The 17,506-nt window shown below is 41.2% G+C and carries 21 protein-coding genes and 1 pseudogene; 16 read left to right on the top strand and 6 right to left on the bottom strand.

Features of this window, described 5'->3' with window-relative positions; translation table 11 throughout:
* Positions 1–51 precede the first annotated feature (51 nt).
* Complete coding sequence (locus SD31_RS02220; protein ID WP_039052941.1) at positions 52–513, bottom strand: DUF805 domain-containing protein; 462 nt, start codon at positions 511–513, stop codon at positions 52–54.
* Positions 514–583: 70 nt separating this feature from the next.
* Positions 584–1,306, bottom strand: a complete 723-nt coding sequence (gene recO, locus SD31_RS02215) for a DNA repair protein RecO (protein WP_039052940.1) — start codon at positions 1,304–1,306, stop codon at positions 584–586.
* Positions 1,307–1,614: 308 nt separating this feature from the next.
* Here recO and rpmB point away from each other — a divergent pair, with 308 nt between their 5' ends.
* The 5 genes from rpmB (at position 1,615) to rimO (ending at position 4,864) form a co-directional block, all read left to right on the top strand.
* Positions 1,615–1,848: a 50S ribosomal protein L28 gene (gene rpmB / locus SD31_RS15855; protein WP_082021770.1), complete on the top strand. Its 234-nt coding sequence runs from the start codon at positions 1,615–1,617 to the stop codon at positions 1,846–1,848.
* 70 nt (positions 1,849–1,918) lie between these two features.
* On the top strand, positions 1,919–2,101 hold the full coding sequence (gene rpmG, locus SD31_RS02210) for a 50S ribosomal protein L33 (RefSeq protein ID WP_039052939.1): 183 nt from the start codon (positions 1,919–1,921) through the stop codon (positions 2,099–2,101).
* 52 nt (positions 2,102–2,153) lie between these two features.
* Positions 2,154–2,315 (top strand): DUF4295 domain-containing protein, encoded by a 162-nt coding sequence (locus SD31_RS15850; RefSeq protein ID WP_082021769.1) that lies wholly within the window; start codon positions 2,154–2,156, stop codon positions 2,313–2,315.
* Positions 2,316–2,458: 143 nt separating this feature from the next.
* Positions 2,459–3,421, top strand: coding sequence for a signal recognition particle-docking protein FtsY (gene ftsY, locus SD31_RS02205; protein ID WP_039052938.1), 963 nt, complete (start codon positions 2,459–2,461; stop codon positions 3,419–3,421).
* Positions 3,422–3,529: 108 nt separating this feature from the next.
* Positions 3,530–4,864, top strand: a complete 1,335-nt coding sequence (gene rimO, locus SD31_RS02200) for a 30S ribosomal protein S12 methylthiotransferase RimO (protein ID WP_039052937.1) — start codon at positions 3,530–3,532, stop codon at positions 4,862–4,864.
* A 22-nt stretch (positions 4,865–4,886) separates the two neighbouring features.
* Here the strand turns inward: rimO and SD31_RS02195 are convergent, their stop codons facing one another.
* Complete coding sequence (locus tag SD31_RS02195) at positions 4,887–5,714, bottom strand: N-acetylmuramoyl-L-alanine amidase (RefSeq protein WP_039052936.1); 828 nt, start codon at positions 5,712–5,714, stop codon at positions 4,887–4,889.
* Between the two features lie 149 nt (positions 5,715–5,863).
* Here SD31_RS02195 and rlmN point away from each other — a divergent pair, with 149 nt between their 5' ends.
* Both rlmN and SD31_RS02185 read left to right on the top strand, forming a co-directional pair.
* Entirely contained in the window at positions 5,864–6,919 is a 1,056-nt protein-coding gene (gene rlmN / locus SD31_RS02190; RefSeq protein WP_039052935.1) for a 23S rRNA (adenine(2503)-C(2))-methyltransferase RlmN, read from the top strand.
* Between the two features lie 39 nt (positions 6,920–6,958).
* Positions 6,959–7,642, top strand: a complete 684-nt coding sequence (locus tag SD31_RS02185; RefSeq protein ID WP_039052934.1) for a ComF family protein — start codon at positions 6,959–6,961, stop codon at positions 7,640–7,642.
* A gap of 76 nt (positions 7,643–7,718) precedes the next feature.
* On the opposite strand, the gene SD31_RS02180 is transcribed toward SD31_RS02185, so the two are convergent.
* On the bottom strand, positions 7,719–8,135 hold the full coding sequence (locus SD31_RS02180) for a VanZ family protein (RefSeq protein WP_052258561.1): 417 nt from the start codon (positions 8,133–8,135) through the stop codon (positions 7,719–7,721).
* 165 nt (positions 8,136–8,300) lie between these two features.
* On the opposite strand from SD31_RS02180, the gene SD31_RS02175 reads away from it, so the two are divergent.
* From SD31_RS02175 to SD31_RS02145, 9 genes and pseudogenes are all read left to right on the top strand, one after another.
* Positions 8,301–8,657, top strand: coding sequence for a PadR family transcriptional regulator (locus SD31_RS02175; RefSeq protein WP_039052933.1), 357 nt, complete (start codon positions 8,301–8,303; stop codon positions 8,655–8,657).
* Positions 8,658–8,668: 11 nt separating this feature from the next.
* The gene (locus tag SD31_RS02170; protein WP_052258560.1) at positions 8,669–9,760 is read left to right on the top strand and encodes a PspC domain-containing protein; all 1,092 of its coding nucleotides are present in this window, start codon (positions 8,669–8,671) and stop codon (positions 9,758–9,760) included.
* Positions 9,761–9,835: 75 nt separating this feature from the next.
* A complete protein-coding gene (locus SD31_RS14730; protein WP_410528227.1) occupies positions 9,836–10,237 on the top strand; it encodes a hypothetical protein in 402 nt (133 codons plus the stop codon).
* 44 nt (positions 10,238–10,281) lie between these two features.
* Positions 10,282–12,696: an outer membrane beta-barrel family protein gene (locus SD31_RS02165; protein WP_039052932.1), complete on the top strand. Its 2,415-nt coding sequence runs from the start codon at positions 10,282–10,284 to the stop codon at positions 12,694–12,696.
* A 225-nt stretch (positions 12,697–12,921) separates the two neighbouring features.
* A pseudogene (locus SD31_RS21115) lies at positions 12,922–13,367 on the top strand (TIGR00730 family Rossman fold protein).
* A gap of 12 nt (positions 13,368–13,379) precedes the next feature.
* A complete protein-coding gene (locus SD31_RS14725) occupies positions 13,380–13,673 on the top strand; it encodes an acyl-ACP thioesterase domain-containing protein (RefSeq protein ID WP_052258558.1) in 294 nt (97 codons plus the stop codon).
* Complete coding sequence (locus SD31_RS14720; RefSeq protein WP_082021768.1) at positions 13,660–14,127, top strand: acyl-ACP thioesterase domain-containing protein; 468 nt, start codon at positions 13,660–13,662, stop codon at positions 14,125–14,127. The genes SD31_RS14725 and SD31_RS14720 overlap by 14 nt, the downstream gene beginning before the upstream one ends.
* Before the next feature lie 49 nt (positions 14,128–14,176).
* Positions 14,177–14,998 (top strand): SMP-30/gluconolactonase/LRE family protein, encoded by an 822-nt coding sequence (locus tag SD31_RS02150; protein ID WP_039052931.1) that lies wholly within the window; start codon positions 14,177–14,179, stop codon positions 14,996–14,998.
* 77 nt (positions 14,999–15,075) lie between these two features.
* A complete protein-coding gene (locus SD31_RS02145) occupies positions 15,076–16,371 on the top strand; it encodes a UDP-N-acetylmuramoyl-tripeptide--D-alanyl-D-alanine ligase (RefSeq protein WP_039052930.1) in 1,296 nt (431 codons plus the stop codon).
* Between the two features lie 10 nt (positions 16,372–16,381).
* On the opposite strand, the gene SD31_RS18095 is transcribed toward SD31_RS02145, so the two are convergent.
* Together SD31_RS18095 and SD31_RS18090 are read right to left on the bottom strand one after the other, a co-directional pair.
* Entirely contained in the window at positions 16,382–16,684 is a 303-nt protein-coding gene (locus SD31_RS18095) for a trimeric intracellular cation channel family protein (protein WP_231561073.1), read from the bottom strand.
* Positions 16,653–17,039 (bottom strand): trimeric intracellular cation channel family protein, encoded by a 387-nt coding sequence (locus SD31_RS18090; RefSeq protein WP_231561072.1) that lies wholly within the window; start codon positions 17,037–17,039, stop codon positions 16,653–16,655. The genes SD31_RS18095 and SD31_RS18090 overlap by 32 nt, the downstream gene beginning before the upstream one ends.
* Positions 17,040–17,506: the final 467 nt, after the last annotated feature.

The following is a 17,506-nucleotide window of genomic DNA, read 5'->3' as shown; positions in this document are numbered from 1 at the left end:
CAGCAAGATGCGGTAATTTATTTTTGTAAAGAGCTCAAAACTTGTCGGCGATTAGAGCTCTCTTTTGAAGGAGTTGTCCGGATGGTTCTGGTCGAAAAAATCTTCTTCCTTAGGATCAGGACCATACTGATTCGTTCCTCTTTCTCCTTCCGTTACGAAAAGATATAGCAGGTAAAGAAATCCTATACAGCATACGAAGCTCCATAACAGATTGAAACCCGATTTGCCGATATCATGCAGTCGACGCACACTCACAGCCAAAGAAGGAATAAAAACGACAAGGGAATATATGGAGCTTAGATATCCTGACTGTGAATAGTAAGAAGACCATTCCTCATAGCCCGGTATGGGCCAGGTGGCTGTCTGATATGTGAATCCGAGCATATTGTCGATGAAGTTGAGCCCCCAAGAGATGACAATATTGAAGAGGACGAACATCCAGAATTCTTTTCTGCGAGCTCTTCCACTAAAGTTGGCGTAGTTGTCACGGACAACTTTTAGATACCATTCCATAATAGGTTTATTTAAGTAAACGGAAATTTTTATTACTTAAATTTAACACTATCTTTTGATATTCAGTTTGTTAATGGAAAATTTCTTCTAAAATTTCTAAGGAGTTGACAGAACCGAAGTTGTCAGTATGTAATTTGTAAAAGTTGATAATCTGCTCTAACAAGTAAATACGGTCTTCATGTTTCATTTGTATGGTGTGAGATTCTTCGTAGGGAACATGCAGGATGGCCTGAAACATGGAGGTATGGGGCTCGTGTAGCATGAATGTGTGAGGAGGTGGTGTGTGGGTAAATATCCCCTCCACGAGGTCGAAAAAAGGCTTATCCCCTTTGTCGGCCGAAGGCATATACCCTAAAAATCGACTCAGCTTCATCAGGAAACATAAATGGAAATTATGGATGGCAGTATGCGTTTTGTCGAGCCAGAGAATAGATTGTTGGATAAATTCGTATAGATAAGGGTCCGGTTGTTGAATTTTGAGAACTTTATATAGGATTTCGTTCAGAAAGATGGCAACAGAACTTTTAGCGATATCCAGAGGTATCTGCTGCAACACAGGTGAAGCTGTCGCTTCCTTGATGCGGTGCAGTGTGCCGCTGTCTTTATAGTATACCACCATGTCCAACAGATGAAGAGGTTGCAGCATGTTGATATGTATTTTGGCTTTAGGCTTTTTGGCGCCATTGATAAGGTACGACTGCAGACCGAACTTCTCGGTATAGATCTGGGCTACTACGCTGCTTTCCGAATAGTTGGTGACTTTAAGTGCTATGCCGCGCGTTTTTTCGAGCATCTTCCCTCTCCTATGCTGTTGATTTGAAAGGATAAAAGTACTAATATTGTATGTATTTTGGAAAGATGATGGCGGGCTTCTCCGTGACAAGGATGTGAATTGTTGAAAACTATTTTGGGGCTGTACGGGGAGAATTTAAAGGCAAATGATTTATATTTGCTCATTCCTGCTGTTTTTAGGATTATTTTTTTAAATAATTCTACCTGTACTGTTGTAAATCCCAAAAGAAATATAGATATTTGCAAACTCTTTGCAGGGACTGCATAGAGAATTGGAGTATAAATAGACAACATTAAAGAATAAATATCATGTCAAGAATTTGTGATTTAACAGGCAAAACGGCATTAAATGGTAATAACGTATCTCACTCGAACGTTAAAACCAAGCGTAAATTCTATCCTAATTTACAAACTAAACGTTTTTACATTCCTGAAGAAGATCGTTGGATCACTTTGAAAGTGTCAACATCAGCGATTAAAACGATTAACAAAAACGGTATCACTGCAGTTATCAATAAATTTATCAAGAAAGGATACGTTTAATCGTTATTCGCCTGTTAATTAAAGATATTCATGAACTAATAGTCCGTGAGGATTAAACAAAGTAAAAACAATGGCTAAAAAAGGAAATAGAGTACAAGTTATCTTAGAGTGTACTGAGCACAAAGAAAGTGGTCTTCCAGGGATGTCACGTTACATCACTACAAAAAACAAAAAGAACACCACAGAGCGTTTGGAATTGAGAAAATACAACCCTGTGTTGAAGAGAGTGACTGTTCACAAAGAAATTAAGTAATTAATGTATAGGGATAGCGTAAGCTGTACCTTTTAATTAAAAACATAATACCATGGCAAAGAAAGCGGTAGCATCATTACAAAAAGGTGGTGGTAAAGAGTTCACTAAAGTTATTATCACTACTAAATCTCCTAAAACTGGAGCTTATACTTTCAAAGAAAGTATGGTACACAACGACAACGTAAAAGAAGTTGTTGCAGCTGCTTCAAAATAAGCAACAAGATATTCCTTTTTTAAAGTTTTTCTTTAAAAAGATAAAAAGCCGTTTTGGTAAGCACACCGAAAGGGCTTTTTTAGTATAGCAAGATTTAAGTATATTTGACCAACATATTTGGCACTACTTATCATAAGTAATACATGGGTTTATTCGATTTCTTCAAGAAAAAACAGGAGACTCCGGAAGCGCAACAGGCTCTGGACAAAGGTCTTGAAAAGACTAAAGAAGGGTTCTTTTCTAAGATTACCAAAGCGGTCATAGGTAAATCTACCATCGATGATGAGGTATTGGATAATTTGGAAGAGGTGTTGGTGACGTCGGATGTTGGTGTTAGTACGACCTTAAAAATTATCGAACGTATTCAAGACCGTGTGGCCAGAGATAAGTATGTCGGTACGGATGAACTTAACCGCCTGTTGAAAGAAGAAATCCAAGCTCTTCTTGCTGAAAACAACAGTAATGACTTTGAAAGTTTTGCTTACGGCGACCATAAGCCTTATGTGATTATGGTAGTAGGAGTAAACGGCGTAGGGAAGACCACCACCATAGGCAAACTGGCCTATCAGCTTAAACAGGCAGGCAATAAAGTGGTATTGGGCGCGGCGGATACTTTCCGTGCGGCGGCGGTAGACCAGATCAAGCTGTGGGGAGAGCGTGTGGGGGTACGTGTGGTAGCACAGGCCATGGGTTCCGACCCTGCTTCGGTAGCCTTCGATACAGTACAGTCGGCCGTGGCTAACGGCGATGATGTAGCCATTATCGATACGGCGGGACGTCTACATAATAAGGTGGGGTTGATGAATGAGCTGGGCAAAATCAAGAATGTCATGCAGAAGATAGTTCCCGGAGCGCCACATGAAATCCTTTTGGTATTGGATGCTTCCACAGGACAGAACGCCATAGAGCAGTGTAAGCAGTTTACGCAGGCTACAGATGTCAACGCCTTGGCATTGACCAAGCTGGACGGTACTGCAAAAGGGGGTGTGGTCATTGGTATCTCCGACCAGTTCAAAATTCCGGTGAAATACATCGGCGTAGGAGAGAAGATGGAAGATTTGCAGCTGTTCAACAAGAGAGAATTCGTAGAATCCTTATTCAAATAGCAAGTCTTTTATACCACTGCAAGACTTTATTTCCGAATAAAAGCTATATCTATAAAAGAAATTTTTAATGGATGGGCAAGATTGTGCCTATCCAAATTATAATATCATATGAAAACAAAATTCAGTAAATCCGGATCACCAAAGGGAAAGCCTCGTGTGAATGTCGTGACATTGGGTTGCTCTAAAAATATCCATGATTCGGAAGTGTTGATGGGCCAGCTTAAGGGAAGCCAGATTGATGTAGTACATGAAGCCAATCACATCCAGGACAATGATATTGTAGTGATCAATACCTGCGGATTTATTGATAATGCAAAGCAGGAATCCATCGATACGATATTACAGTTTGCAGACCTTAAAGATCAGGGCAAAGTAGGGAAGGTCATCGTCACAGGATGTCTTTCGGAGCGCTATAAGCCCGAACTGGAGGCGGAAATACCCAATGTAGATGCATACTTTGGCACCAATGACCTACCGGATCTACTGGCAACTATAGGTGCGGACTACCGCCATGAGCTGTTGGGCGAACGTCTACTGACAACACCTTCACATTATGCTTTTTTTAAGATAGCGGAAGGATGTAACCGTCCTTGTTCGTTTTGTGCCATCCCTTTGATGCGTGGCAAACACGTGTCTAAGCCTATGGAAGATCTGGTGAAAGAGGCTAAACACTTAGCAGCCAACGGAACCAAAGAGCTAATACTTATTGCACAGGATCTCACCTATTATGGATTGGATCTGTATGGTAAAAGAAATCTTTCCGAGCTTTTGCGTAGACTGTCGGATGTGGAAGGCATAGAGTGGATACGTCTGCAGTATGCGTATCCTTCGGGATTTCCTATGGATATCCTGGATGCGATGAATGAAAGAAGCAATATCTGTAACTATTTGGATATGCCTTTACAGCATATTTCGGACCGTATGCTGACCTCTATGCGACGTGGTACCAGCAAACAGAAGCAGATAGATTTGGTTAACCGTATTCGCGACAAAGTGCCTGATATTGCTTTGCGTACTACCCTCATCTGTGGTTATCCGGGAGAGACGGAGGAAGATTTCCAAGAGATGCTGGAATGGGTGGAGGAGACCCGTTTCGACAGATTAGGATGCTTCACCTATTCGCATGAGGAGAAGACGCATGCCTACACCTTGGAAGATGACGTGCCGGAGGAGGTAAAACAGGAACGAGTAGAAGCAGTGATGGAATTGCAGCAAGGTATTTCCTATGAAATCAACCAGACGAAGGTCGGTAAAGAATTTAAAGTGTTGATAGATAGGGTGGATGGCGATTATTTTATAGGCCGTACCGAATACGATTCTCCGGAGGTAGACAACGAAGTGGTGTTGGATGCGAAGACCAATTATGCCCGTATAGGAGATTTTGTGCAGGTAAAGGTGGATAGAGCGGAAGATTTTGATTTATACGGAACAATAGTAAAATAAAAAAGGAGCGAAAGCTCCTTTTTTATTGCAAATATTTTAACATGATATTATAAAGGATTTTCAAATCCTCATCGGTCAGTTCTGCCGTTTTTGTGTCGCGTTGGATATAGTGGTGTTTGAATCCTTTGATGGCTGCATCTAAATTTTTCACATCATAGCCTATAACTTTTAAGGCTATTTTAACATCGAAATTTGCCGGCGGCGTTTCTAACACATCGTCATACCAATATCCGAAACCTGCATCAGCAAGTTTTTTCCACGGGAAACGGGAAGGATCATTTTTACGTGTAGGCGCATAGTCCATATGGCCGATGAAGTTTCCTTGTGGAATTTTATAGGTTTCTTTAAGGTATGTCAATAGTTTGATTAAAGCGTCGATTTGAGCATCCGGCCAAGGGTCTGACACGCCATTGTTATCCAGTTCTATGCCTATAGAAGAGGAGTTTAGGTCGGTGTCGTTGCCCCAACGTCCTAAGCCCGCATGATGTGCGCGGTAGAGATCGTTTACCATCTGAACGATTTTTCCATCGCGGCCGATGACATAGTGTGAGCTCACTCCTGCTCTCGCGCTATGGAAAGTTTTCACAGTCTGCGCTAAAGAATCCTGAGCAGTATGGTGAATCATCACATAGTTAGGTTTGCGCACACCAAAGTTGATAGAACCTATCCATTCTTTGTCTGTCACGTCTATTTTAGGAAGCTGGCTTTCTACAGGTGCTTCTTTGTAGAAGGCAGCAAACTCTTTAGCCTTTTTCTTATATATTTTTTCTGTAGCAGCATATTTGCCACCACCACAGGACGCCAGCAGAGCTCCGGCAACAAGGAAAGGCAATAAATAAAACTTCTTCATGGGTTATTAGATTTAGGGTTGCAATATAGCGAAATTAATAGCTTTTCAAGGATTTAAGAAATACAGCTTTTTTAAGTTGTTGACTTTCATTTAACTTTTCTCCAAGGATAAAAACTTATTAATGAAAAAAATTGCCGTATCTTTGTCGTGTGAATACTGTAAACAAATTAATAGACATAAGAAGTCTTTCGCTGGATCAGCTCAAAGAGAAGTTGGTGGATATGGGAGAGCAGGCTTTCCGTGCCAAGCAGATATATGAATGGCTATGGCAGAAATCTGCTACCAATTTTGATGAGATGAGTAATTTAAGCAAGTCGCTGCGCGAAAAGTTGAAGGCCAACTTTACTATTAATTTTGTTCAGGTAAAACAATCGCAGATCTCTTCTGACAAAACCATCAAGAGTAGTTTTGTACTTTATGATGGCAACATCATTGAAGGTGTTCTTATCCCAACGCCGGACAGAATGACCGCTTGTGTCAGCTCGCAGGTGGGCTGCAGCCTGACTTGTAAGTTCTGTGCTACAGGATATATGGACCGCAAGCGTAACCTCAATGCGGATGAGATATACGACCAGGTCGTGCTGATCGACAAGCAGGCGCGTGAGAATTACGGTCTCCCATTAAGTAATATTGTGTATATGGGTATGGGAGAACCTTTGCTCAATTATTCTAATGTGCTCAAGTCTATCGATCGTATCACGTCGCCGGATGGATTGAATATGGCTGCCAAGCGAATTACGGTATCCACTGCCGGTATTGCCAAAATGATCAAAAAGCTGGGAGATGACCAAGTACGTTTCAACCTGGCTTTATCTTTGCACGCCGCCAACGATCAGAAGAGAAATGAAATCATGCCGATCAATGAGCAAAACTCATTGAAATCGCTGGCCGAAGCCCTTAAATATTTCTATTCTAAGACGAAAAATCCTATAACGTTTGAGTATATCGTTTTTCATAATTTCAACGACGATTTGCAGGATGCGAAAGAACTAGCTAAATTCTGTAAGCATGTTCCTTGCAAGGTCAACATCATCGAATATAATCCTATCTCGCTGGCGGATTTTATGAATGCTGAAGCCGACAAGATTGAGGCCTTTGCTAATTATCTGCGTAACCAAGGTATTGTGACCAACGTGCGCCGTAGCCGCGGAAAGGATATTGATGCTGCCTGTGGACAGCTGGCCATCAAAGAAAAAAACAATTAATTTCGTAGATTAGACCAAAGAAAAAGGTGGAGGTTCGATATGCTTTGGAAAAGGTATATTGACCATTTCTTACATCTCTTTTTTCCCCGTCTATGTGCGGCATGTGAGGCAACCCTGCTATCACATGAGGAGATGCTGTGTACTTCTTGCCTATTTCATCTCCCTTTTACTGATTTCCATCTTTTTGATGATAACGATACGGCTAGACAGCTGTGGGGAAAGGTGTCTTTCGAACGGGCTTTTTCCATGTTTGAACTGTCGAAATCCTCTAGAGTTGAAACATTGCTTCATAAACTCAAATACAAAAATCAACCGGAAATAGGAATTTATTTAGGAAGACTGTACGCTTCCTCTATTGCAGGATATGTTGGTGAGGTGGATCTGATAGCACCGATACCGTTGCATAGAAGCAAATTACGCAAGAGAGGGTACAACCAAGCTGCAAAATTCGGAGAAGGGCTAAGTCAGGGCTTAGGCATACCGTTGAAGGAGGATCTTCTTATTCGGGTGTTGGCTTCTGAAAGTCAAACCAAGAGATCTCGTATAGACAGGTATGATAACGTAAAAAATGCATTTGTGTTGAATCCTTATGTGACCATACAAGATCTGCATATACTGTTGGTAGATGATGTGCTCACCACAGGGGCTACGATGAGCGAAGCTGCTCTCACGCTGGTGGAGGCAGGAGCCAAAGTGTCTATAGCCACTATTGCGCGCGCCTAATTAACGTTTCTTAGGAATATAAGGCTTCGGACAGTTGCATTTCTGTGATGCACACGACTGAAACACGATGGCCATACTAACGATCATACTCAGTACCAATATTGCTTTTTTCATCCTTCTTTCTGTATATGAGTAAGTAAGCAAATGTTGCCATTCCGATTCCTATACAATCGGCTAGCAAGTCCATAATATCTCCGGAACGGCTTGAGATATGGAGCTGTGCCTCTTCGGTTAGCACTGCAAAGACTACTGTGCTCAACACCACTTTGACCATGGTCTTCCATCTGGATTGTGACCATCCCGATTTGATAGCCGACTCTACATATATCAATGTAGCAAGAATGAAGAATATTCCCAAATGAACGACTTTATCTGTCCCTGGAAACAAATTAAATCTGTTGAGGTCCGGCATATCGTTGGATGGCGTAAGCAATAAAAACAAAACCAATACTACCCAAGCTAAAGACCACTTGTAATGCAGCAAATATCTCATCAGGGCAAAACTGTCAATTCTCCATCAATTATCCTAATATTTACTACTTTTTGTGACTAATCGAAAAATAATTTAAAATTAATTACCTGAAAATCAGTTGTTTGTGATTTTATATACTACTATGTATTGCAAAGTACTGTCTTAAGGATATAACTTTGTATTGTTATGATAGCAGAAAATACACAAATACAGATGCGAAAAGGAATATTGGAGTACTGTGTTTTATCCATTATTTCCAAGGGAGAGATCTACGCATCGGATATAATAGCTGAGCTTAAGCGGGCAGAGCTTTTGGTGGTTGAGGGTACCTTATACCCTTTGCTTACTCGGCTGAAAAATAACGGCTTGCTCAGTTACAGCTGGAAGGAGTCTACTTCAGGACCTCCACGAAAGTATTATCAGATTACGGAAGAAGGCTTACATGTCTTGCATAGACTGGATGAAACTTGGAAAGAGCTGGTCTATGCCGTAGAGACTTCCGTGGCTGGACGCAATAAACCTAATGAAGAACAACCCCAATAAATCAATACGTTATGAATAAGACTATTATCATAAATATCAACAGCATTGTATTTCATATAGAGGAAGAAGCATACGAGGTGCTACGCTCGTATATGATAGATATTAAAAAGCATTTCGCTAAGACACAGGATAGTGAAGAGATTCTGATGGATATTGAGAACCGTATTGCCGAAATGTTTTCCGAAAAAATACAGCAGGGAAAGAAAGAAGTTATCTCTCTGGAAGATGTCCATCATGTAATAGAGCAGATGGGTACGGTCAACGACTTTGATATTGAGGCGGAGGAGACTACATCGCAGGAGCATCGCTACGATTCGCAGGCGTCGGCCGCATTTCATAAGAAGCTGATGAGAAATCCGGATGACAAGATTCTAGGAGGCGTATGTAGCGGCTTGGGCGCATATTTCGGTTTGGAAGCTAAATGGGTGAGAATAATCTTCTTGTGTTTCTTCTTTTTTGCCGGTACTGGGTTTATGCTATATGCTGTGCTGTGGGTGGTAATGCCTTTGGCTGTAACTAGAGCAGATAAGCTAGCCATGAAGGGAGAAATGCCTAACCTACAGAATTTTAAGAAAAGTTTTGAAGAAGAACTTCAATCTCTTGACCCGCATCTATCAAAAGCGAAATCAGAAATAGCTAAAGGCACGTCTTTCTGCGGAAACTTTATCTGTAAGCTAGGGAAGCTGTTCGCGCAGGTTATAGGTATCGCTGTATTGATATTTTGTGCTATGACCATCTTAGGATTGCTGATAGGCTGTGTGGGCTTTATTACAGGGGTATTGGGTTATCAGAATGAGATGGTATTTCCTGGAACGGAAGCCTTGCCGACGTATCAGGCTATTCTAGCTTTGGTGGCTGGAACATTAGCTATAGCTATTCCTTTTGCTGCTCTGTTGCATATCATGTTGCGCCTTTTGTTCAAAACAAAACCGATGAACACCTATGTCTCTTTAGGACTGTGGGCAACGTGGATAACTTCTGTGATAGCGGTGATATTCTTCAGCTTAATGGGAGCTCAGGAGTACAAAGAGTCTAGCACGATCAAAGTAGAGAAGGAACTGGCAGTCTCAGCGGCTTTATCGTTTTTCAGAAAAAGATGTTAAGGTTAGATTGAAGCTACTGAGGATAAAGATGATAGAAACTTTAAGATAGAAATTAACGGAGAAAGTTTGGCTAATGTGTTGCACGACGACATTGATATACGTTTTATGAGCGTGGATTCGTTGGCTAAACCGTACATACAATATAATTATTCTGCAAGAGGAAGGAACTTCCGATTAGCGACACGCAATGCTTCGGAAATAGAATACCTCGCTAAGCAGGATAATGAAAATATCGTGTTTAACTCACACTTTGCATTGAAGCACAACAATAAATATAGAGACCAAGAAGTTTCGGTTTTCGTATATCTACCGCTAGGGTCAAAAGTAATCATTGACAAGTCATTGAACTCCAAGATAAGAAGCCTATCCATTTGGGATTGCAGAAACGAATATGAAGAGGATGATATCAAAAAGACCGAATGGATTATGGGACCAAATGGATTGCGTTGCACGCCGAATTTCCAATCAAATAACTAAACTAACGAGTAAGCAAACATTATTATTTACCTAATCAAACTATTATGAGAATTTTTTACAATCTAGTACTATTTATACTTGCTTTCCTGTCGGTAGCGCAGGCGCAGCAACTGACACTCAGTGGAAAAGTTTTGAAAGAGAATGGAGACGCTGTGCCTAATGCGTCCGTGTTTTTAGTGACGGAACCCAGTAGGGGGATTATCAAGTCAGCTGTTACGGATGAGAATGGTGTGTATAAGTTTTTGGGCTTTCCTAAAGGTTCCTTCCGAATCCAGGTTACGGCAGTAGGCTTTGCCGCCGGTGAAAGTGCGCCTTTTACCCTTGACGATACTTCTTTTGTGGTTGACGACATCATTTTATTGGAGAAAACCAAAGAAATAGAGACTGTGGAAGTGAAAGGCCAGCTTCCGATGATTCAGAATTCCAAAGGTAAGCTTGTCATGAATGTGGAGAATTCTTCTGTTGCGGCAGGCAACAATGCCTTAGAGGTGTTGAAGCGTGCACCAGGCGTTTATGTAGACAAAGATGACAACATTACCTTAATGGGTAACAGTGGTGTAAACGTAACTATAGATGGAAGACAAACATACATGACTGGAGAGCAATTGGCAACTTTGCTCAAAAGCATGAGTGGCGATCAGATTAAAAGTATAGAGCTCTCTACCGTACGTACAGCCAAAGACGATGCAGAAGGAGGAGGCGGTCTTATCAACATTACCTTAAAGAAGAACCGTCTCGAAGGAATGAACGGTAATGTGACACTCAGCGCCGGATATGGTAAGAAATTCAGAGGAAACGGAGGGTTCAATCTTAACTACAGAAAAAATGGAACTGCTTTCTTCAGCAACTATTCTTATACCGATAATAAACGTCTTGAAAATATCAATATCTTAAGAGTAATCCCGGGAGGAAACAGCCAGACCACCTTCGACCAGATGGCTGACGCTATGGATAGAATGAAGACTCATTCTTATAAGTTTGGTGTGGAGCAGAGAACCTCCAAACGCAATGTTTTGGTAGCTCAATTTACGGGCAGCAACAATAATAACGATGAAAACAACATCAGTGACACCAAGATGGGCGAGCACTTTGGTGTGGTGGACTCCCTCTTGGATTCATACAATATTGCGGGAGATAAATTCAATAGATACTCCTTCAATGTAAACAACGAATTTACTATAGATTCTACCGGAAAAAAATTAGCGCTGGATGTGGATTATAGTATTTTCAACAGAGATGGATTGAGTAATTATGAATATGCTACGAAGCTAAATGATATGCAGCTGTTGCGTCCTATAGAGTATGAACAAGCCATTACTGGAAAGAAAATCAACATTTTTGCTACGAAATTGGACTATACCCAGCCGCTGTGGAAAGGAGCTCTGGAAGCCGGAGTGAAGTATAGCAACGTGGATACGAAAAATGATATATCCTTCCTTTTGTCAAATGATAAGGCCGGAAATTGGATTGTAGATAACGGTAGAACCAACAGCTTCAACTATACCGAAGAGATTATGGCCGGCTACCTCGACTTTGCTCGTGACATTAAGAAATGGGGTTTCAAAATAGGATTACGAGGAGAATACACCATATCGAACGGCTATTCTCCTACGTTAGATGAGGCAGTGAAGAAAAATTACTTCGATTTGTTTCCATCAGCTTCCGTATCCTATTCGCTGAATGAAAACCACAATTTTTCTTTAAGCTACTCACGTAAGGTAACAAGACCTAACTACAATGACTTGAACCCTTTTGAAACATATATAGATAAGCGAACTTATGTCAAAGGAAATTCCTTCTTACGGCCTTCGTATAAAGACGGTTTCACGCTAGTCTATACCCTATTTAAGCGATTCAATGTTGCGGTAGGTTTTGATTATACGAATGACGCTATCGTAGAAAGTATTGGACAGGATTCGGTGTTGAAGACTACTTGGGTGTTGAAAGAAAATGTGGGAAGACAATCCACAGGCTATGTCAACCTGACTGTTCCTGTACGTATAGGCAAAGTATGGACCATGTACAACAACCTGACAGGTATACATTTATATTTCAAAGGTCCTGTTTCGGGGTATTATGTGGATCAGGGGGCGTTCTTTGTTCAAGGTAACTCGACCAACACATTTAAACTTAACAGCCAGCTTTCGGCAGAAGTGTTGGTAAGGGGTAACACACGTTTTATATTCAATATGTATGAGATCCAGCCGAGAATAGCGACAGACTTAGGCCTTACTTACAACTTCAAAGACAAAGTTTCCAGTCTTAAATTCGGTTTTACGGATGTGTTCCATACGGACCACAACAACGTGTTCACGCACTTCAAAGAGTTTGACTCTAAGATTTATCAATACCACGACAGCCAAACGTTCCGACTTACCTTTACACGCAAGTTCGGAAATCTCAAACAGTCGTTCCGCCGTATTGACAACAACAGTGAAGAGAAAGAACGTGCAATGTAATCGTTGTATTAATTCTTAGTTATTATTTATAATAGATGACCGTAGACTGAAATAGTCTGTCGGTTTTTTTTTAATTATTGCGATATGAAATTTAAGTAGCATAGCTGTTTTTTGTGCTTCCAGTTCCGGCTTTGACGCCATCTGGACACAAAAAGCTTATAGTGTAGGAGCCTTTATGGCACAGCATAATATTACCGTAGTGTATGGAGGAGGCCGTGTAGGCTCATGGGGGCTGTAGCCGATGGAGCTCTAGACCACAAAGGAGAGGTGATTGGGGTTATTCCGCATTTTCTTAATAGCAAGGAAATCGGTCATCATGGGGTCACCACGCTGATTACGGTGGATAATATGCACCAGCGAAAGATGAAGATGAATGAACTCAGTGAAGCTATAATAGCTCTGCCGGGCGGATACGGCACTATGGAAGAGTTGTTTGAAATGATAACGTGGGGTCAGCTGGGATTGCATCAAAAGCCCGTGGCTTACTCAACATAAACGGATTCTACGATCACCTTATTGCCTTTGTTCAGAATATGGTGGATGTGGGGTTGCTGAACAAGCAAAATCAGGAGATGTTGTTGGTGGCCGATAACATTGAAGAGTTGGTGGCAAAGATGGAGCTTTATGAAGCTCCTTCCGTACCAAAATGGTTAGATAAGGAGCGTAGCTAGAAAGGAGGAAAGATGCCGCTGTCTAAAGATTTTAAATCCATCCATTTCAAGATTTGGGAGACGTATTTTTCCCAAGCTTATCCCAACGGAAGACTGAAGTTTCCCGAACTAGCTAACATTTTACAGCTTACGGCGGCCGAACATGCGGATTTAGGAGGGGTGGGATTTAGCGATCTGTCACAGCACGACCTATCGTGGGTGATGAACAGAATGCGTATAGAAGTAGAAGAGATGCCCTCCTTTGGAAAGCCTTTAAGAAATCAAAACATGGATAGAAGAGCTGAAAGGGTTTATGTCTATCCGTAACTTTGAGGTGTATGGTGAAGGGCATAAGATGATAGGTGTTTCATCCCTATGGGCTATATTCAATATGAAAACACGCAGACCGGGAGCTCTCCCCTTCGACACTTCTTACGTAGAACAGTTTCCCGAATTACATGCGACACATATTCCGAATCAGCGTATAGATCTGAACTTTCCTACACAGGATATCTTCCCGCAAAAGGTACAGTTTTCCGACCTCGATATCGTCAATCATGTCAACAATACCAAATACTTGGAGTGGTGTTTGAATCATCTTGATCCGCGTTTGATTCTGGAGAACAAGATAAAGGCAATAGATGTGAACTTCATCAAAGAGTTGAGCCTCGGAGAGGAAATACACATCCATAGAGGGGTCCTCGAAAACGGAAATATTGGTTTTAAAATTCAAAAAGGAGAACAAATTTGCTTTGCATGTGTTTTTGAAATAAGAGGCTGAGAAATTTAGGAATTTGTTATCTTTAATTGAAAACCAATATATTAACGCTATGATAAGATCATCACTACTTTTGTTAGCAGCATTCTTGATAGTCCTGTCGGAAGGGTATTCCCAACAAATAACAATCGGTAAAGTGTGGGAAGTCACCGAAGGCATCCATGTTCCGGAGTCCGTACTATATCACGCGCCAAATAATAAGTTGTACGTTTCGCTCATCGGAAAAGACGGAACAGACAAAGGAGAAATAGCCATTATACGTCCGGATGGCCAAATAGAGAATCTTCATTGGGTTACCGGCCTGAATGCTCCTAAAGGGATGGCTATATATAAGGACCTTCTTTATATCGCTGATGTGACAAAAGTAATCACGGTAGATATTTATACCGGTAATATGGTGGATGAACTTACCGTGCCTGAAGCAACCTTCCTAAACGACGTTACGGTAGATGATAACGGCGTGGTATATATTTCCGACACGAGAGAAAATAAAATCTTTCAACTGAAAAACGGAAAAATTTCGCTCTATATGGAGAATGTTCCTTCGGTAAATGGTTTGAAATATCATAAGGGAATGCTGCTAGCTCTGGTAGGAAAAGAATTGTGGGCCATAGACGCTCAAAAGCAGGTGAAGGTAATTGCAAAAGGTTTCGAACATGGCGGAGATGGCATTGAGCCCATCAATGGCGGAGGGTTTATTGTGACCTGCTGGCCTGGGCTAGTATATTTTGTCTCGGAGAAAGGAGAAATACAAAAGCTGCAGGACGTGCAAGGAAAGATGAATACCGCCGATCTGGGATATAACCCAAAAGAAAATATCATTTACATTCCTACTTTTAATAGCAACAGCATTATAGCTTATAAGATAAATTAAGGAGCGAAAGCTCCTTTTTTCTTTAGTGAAAGAAAGGAAGATTATTACCTTTGTTTTTATTCAAAACAATTGTTGTCATGCAAATAGAAACACTCTACGACATCTATCTACGATATCCTCAGGTATCTACGGACACCCGTAATATAAAACCACAGAGTATATTCTTCGCCTTGAAGGGAGCCAATTTCAACGGAAATGCTTTTGCTACTCAGGCCTTACAGAATGGTGCTGCCTATGCGGTCATCGATGAGCCGCAGTATAAGCAAGATGAACGTTATATTTTGGTAGAGGATGTGCTGAAGACACTTCAGCATTTAGCGTTGTTTCATAGACAGCAATTGACAATTCCTGTTATAGGTATTACAGGTACTAACGGAAAGACTACCTCTAAGGAGCTGGTATATTCCGTCCTTTCGCAGCAGTTTCGTACCTACGCTACACAGGGAAATCTCAACAACCATATCGGTGTGCCTTTAACTCTATTATCTATTGACAATACATATGAGATGGCCATCGTGGAAATGGGAGCAAACCATCTTAAGGAGATTGAGTTCCTGTGTAATATATCGCTGCCTTCTCATGGTTTTATTACTAATGTGGGTAAGGCCCATCTGGAAGGGTTTGGCTCATTCGAAGGAGTTAAGAAAACAAAGGGAGAGCTGTATGATTTCCTAGCCAACAATGGAGGGACCGTATTCCTGCAGGCCGACAACCCTCACCTTAAGGAAATGGCTTCTTCACGTCACTTCCATCGAATTGTGCGTTACGGCTTTTCGGACCAGAATGATGTGATAGGAAAGCTGTTGGAGGCCAACCCTTACCTATCCGTAAGCTGGAAAAGAAAAGATGATAGCCAGTGGTATAATGTGCAGACGCACCTTACAGGGTCTTATAATACTGAAAATATTCTGGCAGCAGTGACCGTGGGTCTGGAATTTGGCATGAGTCCGGAAACTATTAATAAGGGTATTGCGTCTTATGTGCCTAAAAACAACCGTTCACAGATTACCAAAACATCCAACAACATGGTCGTGGCCGACTTTTATAATGCTAATGTTAGCAGCATGATGGCGGCTTTGGAGAATATGCATGTGCTGTCAGCAGACCGTAAGGTTGTTATCCTAGGTGACATGTTTGAGCTAGGAGATGACTCTTTCGAAGAGCACAAAAACATCATCGAAAAAGCAAAAAGCTTGGGTTTTCAGCGCCTTATCTTTGTGGGCAAAGAGTTTTATAAACATAAAGACGATGTTGCCGAGTTTTATCCATCCATCGAAGAGGCTAAAGATGCGGTTTCCACTATCCGCGATAGCTTAGTGTTACTGAAAGCTTCACGCGGCATGACTTTCGAAAAGTTGCTGGAATTGCTATAGATTTCCTTCTCTATTTTTTTCTTACGACAGGGAGAGAAAGGTTATATTTTATAGCGACAATACGGATGATAAACACCAAGGTGGCGCTGATAAAAGCATTCCATCCGTTATGTACGTGTAAGCTGTTCAGCAAAACAAAAAGGAGGGCGCCGGAAAGGCAGGCCGAAGCGTAAATTTCTTTTCGAAGGATAAGAGGGGTTTCACTGATAAGAATATCGCGGATGACACCTCCCATGGCGGCGGAGAACATTCCCAACATGATGGCAGCAATGTTGCTGCTTTCATAGTCTATGGACTTTTGTGTTCCTACCACTGTAAAAAAACCTATACCTATAGCGTCGAACAGCGTAAAAGTTTTTGCTTAGATTATATAATTGTTTGTTGGCGATAACCGAGATAAATACTCCTATGAATATCGCGATAAGGTAATTGCCATCTTCCACCCATACCGGACGTATATTTAAGAATATATCGCGCAAAGACCCTCCACCGATAGCTGTCACAAAAGCCAGAAAGGTACATCCAAAAATATCTATTCCTTTCCGATGTCCGGCCATGGCTCCCGAGATGGCAAAGACCATAGTTCCTAATAAGTCAATAAAATAAATGATGCTCATAAGTGTTCCGCTGTTGCGTACCCCTCTAACAAAACTAATATAATTCTTCAAATAAAGTGTTTTTTTGCCTTTTTGAATAAGATTTCTTCGCTTTGCGCGTTAACAATATGGAGCTTGATAAAATTATCTGACAATGATTCAGCGTATTATGATTTTAAGGGTTAAAAAATAGGTTTAAAAATGTTTTGGAAGTTAAATGGTTTAAACTCTCTATTCTTTGCACCACTCCGCGAGGGAGAGAAGTTCTACGGAACGTTTGAAAAGAGGGTAGAAGAGGGTAGGGAAAAGATAGTTTATCTTTTTTGTTGCCCGATAAAAAGAAGAGAWAAAAAAACTTCAAAAAAAAGTTTTTGGAAAAATCGGATAAAGTTTCTACCTTTGCAGTCSTCGAAGTCCCGGTCCGCAAGGAAAGGGGGTAAGAAGAAGAAGAAATAAACGGCCGCAAGGCAAGAGATAAAGCCGAAGCGAGATGCGGAGGCGGAGAGTTCTTTAAGATATTAATCATGTAGCGTAACGGA

The organism is Sphingobacterium sp. T2, assembly GCF_000814685.1.
Lineage (GTDB): Bacteria > Bacteroidota > Bacteroidia > Sphingobacteriales > Sphingobacteriaceae > Sphingobacterium > Sphingobacterium thermophilum.
Note: the sequence above shows the minus strand (reverse complement) of the source record. Positions and strands in the feature narration are given on the sequence as shown.

Bases quoted from the DNA above. Each gene is read 5' to 3' on its own strand.
- SD31_RS14720 (WP_082021768.1), top strand. From the start codon at position 13,660: ATGTCTATCCGTAACTTTGAGGTGTATGGTGAAGGGCATAAGATGATA.
- SD31_RS02185 (WP_039052934.1), top strand. From the start codon at position 6,959: ATGCTTTGGAAAAGGTATATTGACCATTTCTTACATCTCTTTTTTCCC.
- SD31_RS02195 (WP_039052936.1), bottom strand. From the start codon at position 5,714: ATGAAGAAGTTTTATTTATTGCCTTTCCTTGTTGCCGGAGCTCTGCTG.
- SD31_RS02175 (WP_039052933.1), top strand. From the start codon at position 8,301: ATGATAGCAGAAAATACACAAATACAGATGCGAAAAGGAATATTGGAG.
- rpmG (WP_039052939.1), top strand. From the start codon at position 1,919: ATGGCTAAAAAAGGAAATAGAGTACAAGTTATCTTAGAGTGTACTGAG.
- SD31_RS02220 (WP_039052941.1), bottom strand. From the start codon at position 513: ATGGAATGGTATCTAAAAGTTGTCCGTGACAACTACGCCAACTTTAGT.
- SD31_RS02165 (WP_039052932.1), top strand. From the start codon at position 10,282: ATGAGAATTTTTTACAATCTAGTACTATTTATACTTGCTTTCCTGTCG.
- SD31_RS14725 (WP_052258558.1), top strand. From the start codon at position 13,380: ATGCCGCTGTCTAAAGATTTTAAATCCATCCATTTCAAGATTTGGGAG.
- SD31_RS02170 (WP_052258560.1), top strand. From the start codon at position 8,669: ATGAATAAGACTATTATCATAAATATCAACAGCATTGTATTTCATATA.
- ftsY (WP_039052938.1), top strand. From the start codon at position 2,459: ATGGGTTTATTCGATTTCTTCAAGAAAAAACAGGAGACTCCGGAAGCG.
- rimO (WP_039052937.1), top strand. From the start codon at position 3,530: ATGAAAACAAAATTCAGTAAATCCGGATCACCAAAGGGAAAGCCTCGT.
- SD31_RS02150 (WP_039052931.1), top strand. From the start codon at position 14,177: ATGATAAGATCATCACTACTTTTGTTAGCAGCATTCTTGATAGTCCTG.
- recO (WP_039052940.1), bottom strand. From the start codon at position 1,306: ATGCTCGAAAAAACGCGCGGCATAGCACTTAAAGTCACCAACTATTCG.
- SD31_RS02180 (WP_052258561.1), bottom strand. From the start codon at position 8,135: ATGAGATATTTGCTGCATTACAAGTGGTCTTTAGCTTGGGTAGTATTG.
- rpmB (WP_082021770.1), top strand. From the start codon at position 1,615: ATGTCAAGAATTTGTGATTTAACAGGCAAAACGGCATTAAATGGTAAT.
- SD31_RS15850 (WP_082021769.1), top strand. From the start codon at position 2,154: ATGGCAAAGAAAGCGGTAGCATCATTACAAAAAGGTGGTGGTAAAGAG.
- SD31_RS02145 (WP_039052930.1), top strand. From the start codon at position 15,076: ATGCAAATAGAAACACTCTACGACATCTATCTACGATATCCTCAGGTA.